The sequence below is a fragment of the Carboxylicivirga sediminis genome, assembly GCF_018156225.1.
Classification (GTDB): Bacteria; Bacteroidota; Bacteroidia; order Bacteroidales; family Marinilabiliaceae; genus Carboxylicivirga; species Carboxylicivirga sediminis.
In genome coordinates this window covers 19,269-32,797 of sequence record NZ_JAGTAR010000051.1, presented here as the reverse complement: position 1 = coordinate 32,797, position 13,529 = coordinate 19,269, and the positions used below count along the sequence as shown (strand labels likewise).

Sequence of the window (13,529 nt, the reverse complement as noted above, 5' to 3'; positions counted from 1 at the left end):
GTTAATGCAGCAGATGGAGCTTTTTGCCTAAGTTAAAGATCACGTTTGATTCTTTTTTAGTATGCTGGAATAGTGATTCCACAAACTAACGATATTATAAAGTTGTTGATATTAAGGGAAGTGAAATACTTGTTAGTTGCTTAATGTTGAAGGAATCGGATTTTTTACAGTGGCATTTAAAATCTAAAAAAGTATCATTCCCAGAAATAAATTAATAATTCTATGGTATAGCTAAAGGGTATATTTTGAAAGAGTTCCCGTTTGGCGTAGCGCTACGTCATATTAAAACATAGCCCGAAATCTAATCCATCTATGTCCTGATTAAAAATTAGCTTACAACTAACAAAACCAATACAACTTAAAGCCACGTAGTAATGCGTGGCTTTTTTTGTACTTCCGTTTAGCTTAGCGTCGCGATGTTGCTGGCAGGCTGTATTATTAGGGCTTGATGGCAGAGTGGCCGGGTCAGCACCAAGCAGAGTCTTTTTATTTACGCCAGTCATACTCAGCCTTGCGCAGGCGATCCATGATGGCAATGCCAATGCCTGTTTCAGGTACCGGTTCGGCAATAATCAGTTCAATACTATCATCGTCTTCAAAGGTATGCATGGCTTCGAACATATTAACTGCATAATCTTTCAGCTCTTCATTCTGCGATATGCGTATCACCTTGTGGAAGCCATTCTCCAGCTTACCGGTAAAAGATATAAGTCCGGCTTTGCTAAGGTCTGCCTGCCAGTTAGCAGTATCATCTGCCAGCAGCAGCTTTTTCCGTGGGCTGTAATGTGATTTGAGCATGCCGGGTGCTTCCATGCTTTCAATGGCCGATTGTTCGTCGCACGGCAGAACCGTTTCCAGTTCCTCGCGGGTGATAATGCCATTGCGAAGTATCTGAAAACCCATGTCGGTCAGTCGGATAATGGTTGACTCAATGCCCACAGTGGTTTTACCACCATCCAATATATAATCCACATCAGGCAGTTGCTTCTGAACATGAGCTGCCGTGGTTGGGCTGATACGACCAAATTTATTGGCACTGGGGGCGGCAATGGGGCAGCCTGACTGGCTGATTAATTCCAGAGCAATGGGATTGGCCGGCATGCGGATACCCACAGTAGGCAAACCTGATGTGACCAGGTCAGGAACTCGCTCGCTTTTGGGCAGAACCATGGTAAGAGGTCCCGGCCAGAATTTCTCAGCCAGTTGATAAACCCGCTCATCAGTCGTTTTTATCAGCTCCTTTAGTTGATCCAGGCTGGCAATATGCAGTATCAGAGGATCAAAAGACGGACGCTCTTTCAGTTCAAATATTTTGGCAACAGCCATAGGGTCCAAACCATTGGCCCCAAGGCCATATACGGTTTCGGTAGGAAAAGCAACCAATTTGCCTTCCTGAATATATTTGGCAGCAGTTTCGATGTTATTTGTTCGCTCCATTTTTGCCCGATGTAATGTCATTTGATTTCTTATTCACCTGCTCCTTCATTTCCAGCTTATATTCCATCAGTTTGGTTTGAATGGTTTTATCCATCGCCGATACAATTTGAGCAGCCAGTATGCCTGCATTTTTGGCACCATTCAATGCTACTGTAGCCACAGGTACACCACCGGGCATTTGCAGAATTGAAAGGACAGAATCCCATCCATCAATGGAGTTGGTCGATTTGATGGGCACACCAATAACCGGGAGTGGTGAGATGGCGGCTATCATGCCCGGCAGATGAGCTGCGCCACCGGCACCGGCTATTATTGCCACCATACCGCGTTCATGGGCCTTACTGGCAAAGTCATAAAGCTTTTCGGGTGTGCGGTGAGCCGAAACGATGTCAATTTCGTAAGCAATATCAAATTTATCCAGCATTTCTGCTGCCTGTTTCATCACCGGCATATCCGAATCAGAGCCCATTACAATGCTCACTAGTTTTTTGTCCATGACTTAACTTTTATTAATTGTTTTACTTTTTCAGCTTTTTTCAATGCACATTCAAGCGAAGGTGAAAGCACGGTAATATGTCCCATTTTGCGATAAGGCTGCGTGATTTTTTTACCGTACAGGTGAATTTTAACACCATCAATGGCCATACTCTCAGTTAAACCCTCGTATAATACATTGCCATGGTGACCTTCTTCACCTAAGATATTAATCATCACCGAAGGTAATTTAAGCTTGGTACTGCCCAATGGCAGGTTCAATATGGCGCGCAAATGCTGCTCAAATTGCGATGTTACTATGCTTTCAATAGTATGGTGACCGCTGTTGTGCGTGCGCGGTGCCACTTCATTAACGATGACCTCCCCTTTGCTATCGATAAAAAACTCAACGGCCAGCAAGCCTTCCATATTAAGCAGTTCAATTATTTCACTGGCAATGTTTTTGGCCTTTTCTGATTGCTCAACAGTAATAGATGAGGGGCAGATCAATTTATCCACCAGGTTGGCCTGCGGATCGAACAGCATCTCAACAATGGGGTAGCACTTGATTTCTCCTTTGTTGTTGCGGGCTACAATCGCAGCTATTTCTTTGTCTATTTCTACTTTTTCTTCAATAACCGAAGGACCTGGCAGCAGCTTGTTTAAATCACTCGCACTGTTGATAACAGCCACGCCTTTGCCGTCATAGCCGCCTTTTCGTAATTTCTGAACAAACGGAAAGCTAAAGTCACCGTTGTCAATGCTTTTCAGAATATCCTGTTCCGACTGTACAAGCCTAAATGGCGAAGTAGGTATGTGGTTGTTGCGGTAGAAGTCTTTTTGAAGTCCTTTATCTTGTATAAGAGCCAGTATATCAGGGTCGGGCAATATTCTTACTCCTTCAGATTTCAGCTTATTGAGGGCCTCAATATTGACATTCTCAATCTCAAAGGTTAAGATATCCACCTGCTTACCAAACTGGTAGACATCATTGAAATCAAGATTACTGCCTTTGACAAAGTGCGATGCAATTTTACCGGCGGGGCAGTCTTCGTCTTTATCCAACACGTAGGTGATAATATTCCACTTGCTAGCCTCCTGTATAAGCATTTTACCCAGCTGTCCGCCAGCTATAATTCCCATTTTTAAGTTTGATGTAACCAGTCTTTCCATATCATCTGTGTAGCAAAAGTTTCCATTGAAGGCTTTAGAGTACAAAAGTAGTCTAAAGCTGACAAACAATCGACATTGCTTTTAATTGGCTGCAAAAATAATCAACTCTTTTGCATGTGCCAGCACTCACAATTGTGTTTGCAATTACCCTTGTCTGTCTGGTGTTTCACAAAACAGTAGGTAAACCAATGGATATGAAAAAAGTTTAGGCTGTCTGGCAGAGTCTTTTTATTTGGTTTTCTGTTCGTCATTGCCTCTCGCTACATGGTATAACGGCAGTTCAGTTACCTCAATTGATAAAATTGAGTTATACCATGCGATTAACCCCAAAACCGATAACTATCGATTTGAAGATTGATCACTATCGGTTTTTGAGCACCTTAAATCCCTTATAAAATGAGAGGTACAGATACAGTGGCAAGCTGGGGAGCCAATAAAAAACCCGGTACATCAGTACCGGGTTGTAACTATTGTTTTGTCTGGCTTTAGCCTATACCAGTTTGATGGTGCCAAAATATTGCGGCAGGTGAAAGTTAGGTGCTTCATGACCGATGGGGTTCCACGACAGGAAATGCATCTGCTTTTGTTTATCGCCGCACTTGTAGAAGTTGCCTTTGTAGCTCTGGCCGGCTTCAAACTGCTTAATGTTAGTGCCAAACACGCTTCTCGGAATTTTAATCTTCATCTCCCATTGGGTTGGTGTGTCTTCCAAATCAATAGCTTGCTTGCCAAGTGACGGCATCGTTTCAATGGTTTCAACCAGTTCGGTGGCGAGCCACTGACGGTCTGTGTTACTTTTGCCTAGGCCAGACAAGCGAGTGCCAATGCAGTTAAACTCCAGGTTATAGTATTTATCGTCATCAAATGCAATAAAAAACTCTACGCAGCTGTCTTCCCACACCGGACCATTGGTGGTGGTGCATACCGCTTTGGGGTGATTTTCATTCACGGCATAGTGCAGGTAAAGGTGGCTATCGTCATAGGCCATGCCAAATTTCACCTTCACATCGGCCGGGTAGTTCCAGTTATCGTTATCAATTGGGTTGATGGCTTCAGGGTAGCAAATGTCGCCTGATGCACTTTGTTCAATACGCTTAATCTCCAGTTGCTTCATTTCAATAAAGGTTTTTAACAACGGGGTCATTATTAGCCTGGCCCCATTGGCTCAATAAAGAAACTAATTTCTTTTTAATTGCCTGCGCATCGCCATGGTCAATCAGGTCGTTCATTTCACCCGGATCATCCGCCAGGTTGAAGAGCTGTTCGCGCTTCTCACCTTTAGAGTAAATAATGTACTTCCAGTTGTTGTGTATGATACAGCGTCCTGAGATACCATAGTTCTCCTTACCGTTGGCAAAGGTGGTTTCCAGCACAATCACTTTATTTTCATCGCTTGCCTGCGGATGAAGGGCATAGGGCTTCTGACTTTGTCCGGCCATACTGGCGGGTTGCTCAATGGTTGCATAGTCGCACATGGTCGGGATCAAATCCAGACCAATATTGATGAGTTGTGAAGAATTTACACCAGACTGTTTCACTCTGAAATCAGCGATGATAAAAGGTACGTTGACAGATTCCTCGTAAAGTACCTGCTTCTGATTCCACTGGTGGCTGCCCGCTCCATCACCGTGGTCACTCAAAAAGAAGATGACCGTGTTATCCAGTTTGCCAAGTTTATCCAGGGTATGAATCACATGACCTACATAGGTATCCACCCGTTCAACCAGGCGATAGTAGGCCCAGCGGTACTGGCGCCAGTCGTCTCTATCCCAGTCATTGGTAGGATAGGTTCTCCACGACAGACTTTGTATGTGTTTCAGAATATCGGGCTGACCGTATGGTATCGCATAGTTAGCCGGTACATCCGGGCATTCAGCCGGAGCAGGTGCTTCAGCAATTGGCTCCATACGCAAGCTCTGTCGGCGGGCCCATTCGCATATATCGTGCGGATTAACAAAGGATGCCACCATCAGGAATGGCTTATCGTTGCTTTGTTGCTTAATAAAGTCGTAGCAGTCGGCCGGGATGGAGGCATCCTGCCAGTCGCGCTCTTTTGTATTGGTGATGAGGTCAAAACCATGGACCTCTTTTTCATCAACAGGCACAGGCAGGTGCCATTTGCCAATGTAGCCTGTGCTATAGCCCTGCTCTTTGAATACCTTACCCATCAGGTCAACTTCCATATTGGCCCAGTAGTTATTGGTTTCGGGCAGGTTGATGGATGCATTGAGCTGGTGAGGGTATTGCCCCGTAAGCATTGATGAGCGACTGGGACCACACAAGGGTTGCGGACAATAGGCACGCGTAAAGCGTGTGCCATTAGATGCCAGCAGATCCATAGCCGGAGTAGATAAGTCAGTATTACCGGCGCAGCTCATGGCATTAGCTGTTTGCTGGTCCGTCATAATCACCACAATATTGGGTTGGGGCGATTGGGCTGATACCAGACTGGCTGCTGTAAACATTGCAGCAGCCAGAAATATGGTTTTTAGCATGTCCCTGTAATTATTCTCCATCATAGCTAATCCAGTCGTTTAGTATCTTTTCGTTGTACCAGGGGTCGTCACTGTGTTTCAGCCAGTAGGCCATTTCTTTTAACAGCGCCTGTACCTCCGGAGCACTTTTATCTACCGGCAGGTTGTTCAGCTGGTAAGGATCGGCATTATCATCATAAAAACGCGTAGCTTTCAACTGATGTTCCTTATCAATCATCAGTTCCAGTGTATGTTGGTGTGTTTTAATGCCTCTGGCAACTGGGAAATAGCTTTGAACAAGGCCGTCCTCATCTTTTCTCCCATTAACATTTCTGATGTAGAGTGCCGATTGAGGCCTGTGTGCATTATCCACTAAAGTGAGCGCATCGGCATAGTTATGCCCTTGCATCTCAGCCGGAATCTTTTCTCCAAAACCCATCAGTCCCAGTAGCGTTGGGGTAATATCGGGCGTTCCCATAAGCAGATTATCGGTACGGGCATGAGACATGTCAGGCCAGCGAATCATAAAAGGCACATCAAAGGCCTCGGTAAAGATATTGTTTTTGGGATCGTTAGTATTCTGGCTGCACATGGTTTCGCCATGGTCCGAGGTAAATACGACAATGGTATTCTCATATTCACCCATCTGTTTCAGTTGCTCCATAATGCGACCAAATTCCCGGTCAACACCTGTTACATTAGCAAAATAGAAAGGGGCCGATTGGGCCTTTTTCATGGTCGGGTTGGCATTGTGCCTGTGCAGGAGCTTGCTCAATGGCTCACTATTGTATTGTCTGTAGTCCTCTTCCAGGCAGTCGTCCAGTGAGTTGTACGGATTATGAGGCGGATTCATCGATACAAATATGGCAAATGGCTTTTCTGTATCGCGTTGTCCTTTCTCATTTTTCAGGTAGGAGATAACCTCATCGGCTTCGTGCTGTGGCGACCATTCTTTGGGATCGAATCGATTGCCCTTGTTGTCGTAGTAATGCGGATCTTTGTGCACGTCCCAGGTGCCATATGAGTACCAGTAATCAAACCCATGGCGCTTCTCTTTGGGTGTATAGGTGTCCCAGGCAGGTGTGCGCGGATCCACATAGTTACCCGGATTAGCCGGGTCATTGGGGGTTGGAAAATCGAGGTGCCATTTGCCAAAATAGGCCAGGTTATAGCCTTTGGTACTCAACACATCGCTGATGCACACGGCATCATCGCGTAATGAGCTGATGGGGCGATCGGCGTTACAGTTGAGCGGTACGCCCGATGAACCGGGGTATAAGCCGGTAAACAGGCTGCCACGGTGAGGGCTGCAAAGCGGACAGTTGCTCACAGCATTGGTCAGAACAACTGCCTCTTTGGCAAAACTGTCGAGTTGAGGTGTCTTTACCGGGTCAGCCTTGGTGCGTATGGCACCTTTGAACTCAGGTGTATCCCAAAAGTTCATGGCTTGCTTTCTGAACTGGTCAGGAAACACATAGACCAGGTTGGGCTTTTTAGGCTCTTTCTTAACCGGACTGCTACATGCAGCAAGTGCCATTATAAGCATAATGGCACTGTTTATATGTCTGAAATTAATCATATTATTGCTGTTAATTGACCTGGGCCAGTTGGCCTGTTTCATTCTTATTTAAATCCCTTAGGCGTAACAGGGCTTCCACATAATAGTAATCGGCATAGTTTAATGGTACATCAATTTCATTATTGTGAGGAATACTGCCTACACTATGCTTTAATATAAAGTTATGGTTGGTGCCCAGTTTTGCCTGGTAGCTATCTGATGAAAGACTGCTGATAATGGCCTTGGCTTCGCTCAGGTAATCGTTCTTCGAATAGTCATTGAGCTCGATTAATGCCGATGCTGTAATGGCTGCTGCAGAGGCATCACGCGGCTCATTCGGGATTTTTGGCGCATCATAATCCCAGTAGGGAATACGGTCGGCCGGCATATCCTGATGGTTCATAATATAATCAGCAATCTTTTCAGCCTGCTTCAGGTAGCGCTCATCTTTTGTATAACGGTAACAGATTGTATAACCATAAACACCCCAGGCTTGTCCTCTGGCCCATTCCGATTCGTGTGCATAGCCCTGTGCTGTGTGTTTGTTTCTTACCTCACCGGTGATGCTGTCGTAATCAATGACGTGGTACGAGCTCATATCCTCTCTGAAATGGTGCTGCATGGTGGTGTTGGCGTGTGCCATGGCAACGTCCTGGTATTTCTGGTCACCAGTCATCTTTGTTAATTCAAACAGCATTTCCAGGTTCATCATGTTATCGATAATAACAGGATACTGCCAGCCCCGCTTTGATTGCCAGCCCTTATCCACATCCCACGAACGGATACAGCCTACATTAGGATTAAAACGTGTGATTAAGGTATTACCGGCTTCAATCAATACCTGTTTGTAGTGCTCATTGGACGTAAGGCGGTAGCCGTTGCCATAGGAGCAGTTAAATACAAAGCCCAGGTCGTGGTAATAAGGAAGCAGGCGATGGTCCTCAAACAAACTCTGGAACTTATCAGCTGCCTGTTCCCATTTCTTATTGTTGGTATACTCATATAAATACCAGCAAGTGCCCGGGAAAAATCCTTCTGTCCAGTCAAATCCTTCAAGTGTCCAATGCATTTCTCCTTCAGCGGTGAGCGTGCGTGGTATTTTATTAGCTTGCTCGGCATCCTCCAAAAGCAAATTTATCTGCTTGGTGGCGAAGTTCAGATTCTCTTCACATAAGGGCTCGGATGTTTGTGTTTGCTGACAGCCACCAATGGTCAGTGCAAAAACAGCGAGTCCTAGATTTTTGATTAACGATGTTGTCATATCTCTTTTCAATAAGTTCAAATTAGCTTTTTTATTGTTGTTTTCCCTAACTGGTCTAACACAAAAATAACTAACCCTTTGGTGTAAAAAAGGCCTAACTATCTGGCCTTTAAACACTAAAATTGTACAGAAAAAGCAAAAACAATTGACTGTCAGTAGCAAAGAGTTGGGTGATAAATGTTGTGGCGTACGATATTGTACGTAATGCGAACTATTTTGGATGAATATTTTTGTGAGTGAAGTTCCTTTGTAAATGTATTAGATTTGCCTTGTTATAGATAGGTTTTTGCTGTGTTTCATTTTAATTAATTGAGGGGATTATGAGGATGAAGAAAACGATAGTGATGGCATTTATGTTGCTGCTGGCATTAGCATCCAATGCCCAAAAGGTAACTTTTGACTACCTGGGTCTGAAGGATGGACTATCGCAGGTAACGGTTACTACCATGCTGCAGGATAGCATAGGGCGGATATGGATTGGTACACGCGATGGCTTGAATGTGTATGATGGGGCACAAATAAAAACATTCAGGCCGGTGAGGGGTAATACCAACTCATTGCTGGGGCATAATGTCAGGGATTTGAAGCGGGACGGAAATTATATTTGGGCCAGCACCTACGCTGGTGTGTCCCGCCTCGATATTACTACGCTTGAATTTCAGCAGTTTCCATTCGATGGTATATTATCCATATTGCCTTTTAAGGGTAATTTACTCGTTGGTACCAACAGAGGTTTGTTTGAACTGGATCGGAAACTGAATGCCTTTAAGCTCAAGTCGGATGTATTCAATGAGAATACCCCCATAAATGAGCTTTACCTTGATAACGCCGGTATGGTATGGATCTGCAGTAATAAAGGACTCTATAAATATAACCCGAAGAAAAATGTTACGGCTCATATCCTTGATAATACCATAAACACCGTATTTACCGATTCACGCAAGCACATATGGGTAGGTACAAACGGGCAGGGCGTGTACCTGCTTAATCAGCATCACCAGATCATTAAGCATTTTAAGCATCATGACGAGGATAGTTCGCTTGTCAATGATATTATCAGAGATATTAATGAGGATTCTAAAGGTAATGTGTGGGTAGGTACTTTTTTAGGCCTCAGTATTATTGATAGCCGAAATCATACAATTACTAATTACAAGCAGACCGATGAGGGTAGTAAAACCTTATCGCACAATAGTGTGTACAGTGTGATGCGCGACCATCAGGGGACCATGTGGGTAGGCACCTATTTTGGAGCTATCAGTTATTATAACCCTGATTTTCAGATTTACCAGCAATATGCCGTCAGAGCCGATCATCCCGAAGGAATTGGCTACCGTGTGGTGGGTAAGATGATTGAAGACGAACAGAATAACTTATGGATTGCTACTGAAGGAGGCGGACTGGATTATTTTAACCGTAAAAGCAAGACCTTCAAACATTATAACTACCGTGAAGGAAAGGCCGGTTTATCGCATAACAATGTGAAGTCATTATTAAAGGTAGACAAAAACACCTTATTTATCGGAACACACATGGGGGGATTTAATATCCTTGATTTAGAAAGTGGCAAGTTCAAGAACTTCCTCCATAACCCGGAAGATACGACATCACTGCCATCAGGGGTTATCACCGATATCATTCCGTTTCATGGCGACTATTTACTGGGTACTCACGAAGGGGTTATCCGATTTAGTCCTGTCACTCAGCAGTTTTCGCATTTTATCGATGATGCCGAAACACGAGCTTATATTGGTAAGGTTATCTATTGTCTGTTCGAAGATAGTTTTGGTAAATTATGGATAGGGACTGAAAAGAATGGTCTTTGTGCCTATGATATTCAAAGTGCCAAGCTAAACAGGTATCAATATAAAGCAAATGATTTACATGCTATTAGCAGTAATACTATTTACACTATTTTTGAAGATCATCAGTTCCGCCTTTGGATAGGGACCTTTGGTGGCGGACTCAATCAGTATATCCGCGAAAAGGATCACTTTGTCAATTATTCACGTGCCACCCATCAGTTACCCAGCGATTTTGTGTATGGTATTCAGGAGTCGCGCTACGGGAATCTTTGGATAGCCACAGGAAAAGGATTGAGCCGTTTTGATATTGAGAATAACCGCTTCTATAACTATGACCGGCACAATGGTTTCCCGCTGGAGGAACTCAATGAAGGTTCTCTTTATGTAACCAGCGATGGCGAAGTATTTGTCGGAGGAATCAATGGTTTAATTTCCTTTAAAGAAGAGGATATCCTGAAGAAATCGACCAACTACAACCTGCTGATGTCGGCCCTGTGGGTGAATAATAAAAAAGTAGTGCCGGGCGATAATTCCGGCATTCTGGAAGATGATTTGCCATTTACCGATCATATTGTATTAGAACCCGATCAAAATATCTTTACCCTGCACTATTCGGCCTGTAATTATATATCCACCAACCAAAGTCGCTACCAGTATCAGTTAGAGGGATTTAATGAGGACTGGGTGGATGCCGGTGAGCAAACATCTGTGACCTACACCAACCTGGATGCAGGTACCTACACTCTTAAGATACGGGGACTTAGCGGTATTGAAAACAGTGTGGTTGACGAAAAGCTGTTGCACATTACTGTCAATCCACCTGTTTATCAAACATGGTATGCTTATATCTTTTATTTCCTGGTGTTGCTGGCTATCATATGGTGGCTCAACCAGATATACCTGTCTAAGGTACGATTGGTGGATAACCTGAAGGCTGAACAGCGTGAAAAAGAACAGATTAAAGAGCTTAATCAGTCGAAACTCAGATTCTTTACCAACATCTCACATGAATTTCGTACACCTCTGACACTTATTACCGGTACGCTTGAGTCTATATTAGAGGATACCAAAACATCGGCACGTAACTACCGGAAGTTGCTGACCATTAATAATAATGCCATCCGATTGAATAACCTGATTACTGAATTGCTTGACTTCAGAAAGCTGGAGCAAGGCTTTTTGACACTGAAGGTTGCTGAGTTTAGACTGGGTGAATTTGTTGATGAAATTTACCAGTCATTTGTTGAATATGCCCATTATCATCAGGTTGATTACAGCTTTAAGACACCACCCGAGTCGCTGGCTCTTTGGTTTGATAAGTCGCAGATGGAGAAGGTGTTTTATAATTTGATATCCAATGCATTTAAGGTGGTGGATGAGCAAATTGGCAAGGTGGTGATTGAGGTAATTGAGCAGCCCGGATATGTGGATATAACCATTTCGGATAATGGGCCGGGTATGCCACCCGATAAAGTATCAAAAATCTTCGATCGGTTTTACCAGATCGATCGCGTGACCGGAAAAACAAGTGGTCAGGGCAGTGGAATTGGTCTGGCCTTATGCAAAGGGATTATTGCCGAGCATGATGGGAAGATATTGGTCAACAGTCAGGAAGGGGAAGGTACTTCATTTACAGTGAGGCTTCAGAAAGGGAATAAGCACTACAGCGAAGAGCAATTAACACCTGCTGAAGAGATACTTCAGACCATTGAGCCACCGGTGATAATGCCGCATGATATAGAAGAGGTGGACGAGACTGCCGAATTGCCTGAGAATGCGCCGACTATCTTGTTGGTGGAAGATAATGCCGAGGCGCGTCACCTGTTGGTCGATATCTTCAGAGCGAGTTATAAGCTAATTGAGGCTGAAGATGGCAGCGAGGGACTGAAGGCGGCATTGGAGCATCAGCCTGATCTGATTATATCGGATGTGATGATGCCAAATATGTCGGGTACACAAATGTGTGCCAAAATAAAACGTAACGTGCAAACCAGCCACATTCCGGTGGTGTTGCTGACGGCACGTACAGCCCTGGAATACAAAATAGAAGGCATTGAAACAGGGGCCGATGATTACCTGACTAAGCCCTATAATATTCGTTTACTGCGCACACGGGTGAAGAATTTGTTGCAGAACAGGGCCATTATGCAGCAGAAATTCAAGCAGGACCCTCAGGCAGAAATTAAAGAAGTGGCTACCAACACCCTTGACAGGAAGATGATGGAGCAGGCGCGTGATATTATTGAGAAACACATGGACAATACCGAGTTTGATGTAAACGACTTTGCCCGTGAGATGGGCTTGGGTCGAACACGTTTATATGCCAAAATTAAAGGTGTCACCGGGCAAACACCCAACGATTTTATCTTGTCGACCCGGTTGAAGAAGTCGGCGGAGTTGTTAATGGGCAACCCGGAGATGAATGTGTCTGAAATAGCCTATGCGGTTGGTTTTAGTACGCCCCGGTATTTCAGTCGTTGTTTTCGCGAGCATTTTGGGGTGTCACCTTCAAAATATGGTATTAAACAAGGCGGTAGTGAAGAATCAGAAAGTGATAAATTAAGTAATGAAGAAGAATAATGTAATGCGTTTTAGCATCGTATGCTGTTTATTGGGTGTGCTGTTGTGGCAATGTAACAGCCGCAGTGATAATGAACTTTATGGCGATGAAGTGTTGTTCGACCCTGCACAGTGGGTGGTGGAGCAGCAGCCTGGTGGGGATGTGCTTTTTACCGATAAAGGAATTGAGATTCTCGATTCTTCAGGTTGCACTGTCTGGTTTAAAAGCAAACTGGAAGGGCCTATAATGATTGAATACCAGGTGACCATGATTGATGAACAAGGGTCGTATGACAGGGTATCAGACATGAACGTATTTTGGATGGCGACGGACCCAATCGATAAAAGCAATCTTTTTCATGCAGAAAGTCAGCGAAGGGGGCAATTTCGCCAGTACGACAGGCTGAACCTTTACTATGTTGGCTGTGGTGGTCACGATAATACCCGGACACGTTTCCGCCGCTATAATGGCACTGACATCCGCCCATTGGAGGAGGGGCATGATCTCTCATCGCCAGATGTATTACTCACACCCAATCTAAAATACACGGTGCAGTTGATAGCCAACAAGGGGCATGTTCAATACATCCGTGATGGAAAGGAGATATTTGATATTGACGATCCTGATCCGTATACATCTGGATGGTTTGGACTACGTACTTATAAGTCTCACCAGCTAATTAGCGGGTTTAGAGTTACAAAGCTGCATTAAGGGATGGCCCGGCAGCAACAATATCTGTCGTTTATGAAAGATTTTAGCAGCTAAATGAACGATTTTTCACATCGTT

At 44.3% G+C, this 13,529-nt stretch carries 9 protein-coding genes; 2 read left to right on the top strand and 7 right to left on the bottom strand.

Annotation, left to right across the window (positions count from 1 at the left end):
- Positions 1 to 486: 486 nt before the first annotated feature.
- The 7 genes from KDU71_RS21460 to KDU71_RS21430 form a co-directional block, all read right to left on the bottom strand.
- Positions 487 to 1,437, bottom strand: coding sequence for an L-threonylcarbamoyladenylate synthase (locus KDU71_RS21460; protein ID WP_212193178.1), 951 nt, complete (start codon positions 1,435 to 1,437; stop codon positions 487 to 489).
- Entirely contained in the window at positions 1,421 to 1,933 is a 513-nt protein-coding gene (gene purE, locus KDU71_RS21455; protein WP_212193177.1) for a 5-(carboxyamino)imidazole ribonucleotide mutase, read from the bottom strand. The genes KDU71_RS21460 and purE overlap by 17 nt, the downstream gene beginning before the upstream one ends.
- Positions 1,918 to 3,084, bottom strand: a complete 1,167-nt coding sequence (locus KDU71_RS21450; RefSeq protein ID WP_212193176.1) for a 5-(carboxyamino)imidazole ribonucleotide synthase — start codon at positions 3,082 to 3,084, stop codon at positions 1,918 to 1,920. The genes purE and KDU71_RS21450 overlap by 16 nt, the downstream gene beginning before the upstream one ends.
- Before the next feature lie 490 nt (positions 3,085 to 3,574).
- Positions 3,575 to 4,198 (bottom strand): carbohydrate-binding family 9-like protein, encoded by a 624-nt coding sequence (locus KDU71_RS21445; RefSeq protein ID WP_212193175.1) that lies wholly within the window; start codon positions 4,196 to 4,198, stop codon positions 3,575 to 3,577.
- Position 4,199: 1 nt separating this feature from the next.
- Positions 4,200 to 5,603: a sulfatase family protein gene (locus tag KDU71_RS21440; RefSeq protein WP_212193174.1), complete on the bottom strand. Its 1,404-nt coding sequence runs from the start codon at positions 5,601 to 5,603 to the stop codon at positions 4,200 to 4,202.
- The gene (locus tag KDU71_RS21435; RefSeq protein ID WP_212193173.1) at positions 5,590 to 7,137 is read right to left on the bottom strand and encodes a sulfatase family protein; all 1,548 of its coding nucleotides are present in this window, start codon (positions 7,135 to 7,137) and stop codon (positions 5,590 to 5,592) included. The genes KDU71_RS21440 and KDU71_RS21435 overlap by 14 nt, the downstream gene beginning before the upstream one ends.
- Positions 7,138 to 7,147: 10 nt before the next feature.
- Positions 7,148 to 8,377, bottom strand: coding sequence for a glycoside hydrolase family 88 protein (locus KDU71_RS21430; protein WP_212193172.1), 1,230 nt, complete (start codon positions 8,375 to 8,377; stop codon positions 7,148 to 7,150).
- 320 nt (positions 8,378 to 8,697) lie between these two features.
- Between KDU71_RS21430 and KDU71_RS21425 the strand changes: the two genes are divergently transcribed.
- Positions 8,698 to 12,762, top strand: coding sequence for a hybrid sensor histidine kinase/response regulator transcription factor (locus KDU71_RS21425; protein WP_212193171.1), 4,065 nt, complete (start codon positions 8,698 to 8,700; stop codon positions 12,760 to 12,762).
- A complete protein-coding gene (locus KDU71_RS21420; RefSeq protein ID WP_212193170.1) occupies positions 12,749 to 13,453 on the top strand; it encodes a DUF6250 domain-containing protein in 705 nt (234 codons plus the stop codon). The genes KDU71_RS21425 and KDU71_RS21420 overlap by 14 nt, the downstream gene beginning before the upstream one ends.
- The last annotated feature ends 76 nt before the right edge of the window (positions 13,454 to 13,529 follow it).

Excerpts from the sequence above, each read along its gene's own strand:
- KDU71_RS21460 (WP_212193178.1), bottom strand. The coding sequence starts at position 1,437 with ATGGAGCGAACAAATAACATCGAAACTGCTGCCAAATATATTCAGGAA.
- purE (WP_212193177.1), bottom strand. The coding sequence starts at position 1,933 with ATGGACAAAAAACTAGTGAGCATTGTAATGGGCTCTGATTCGGATATG.
- KDU71_RS21450 (WP_212193176.1), bottom strand. The coding sequence starts at position 3,084 with ATGGAAAGACTGGTTACATCAAACTTAAAAATGGGAATTATAGCTGGC.
- KDU71_RS21445 (WP_212193175.1), bottom strand. The coding sequence starts at position 4,198 with ATGAAGCAACTGGAGATTAAGCGTATTGAACAAAGTGCATCAGGCGAC.
- KDU71_RS21440 (WP_212193174.1), bottom strand. The coding sequence starts at position 5,603 with ATGATGGAGAATAATTACAGGGACATGCTAAAAACCATATTTCTGGCT.
- KDU71_RS21435 (WP_212193173.1), bottom strand. The coding sequence starts at position 7,137 with ATGATTAATTTCAGACATATAAACAGTGCCATTATGCTTATAATGGCA.
- KDU71_RS21430 (WP_212193172.1), bottom strand. The coding sequence starts at position 8,377 with ATGACAACATCGTTAATCAAAAATCTAGGACTCGCTGTTTTTGCACTG.
- KDU71_RS21425 (WP_212193171.1), top strand. The coding sequence starts at position 8,698 with ATGAGGATGAAGAAAACGATAGTGATGGCATTTATGTTGCTGCTGGCA.
- KDU71_RS21420 (WP_212193170.1), top strand. The coding sequence starts at position 12,749 with ATGAAGAAGAATAATGTAATGCGTTTTAGCATCGTATGCTGTTTATTG.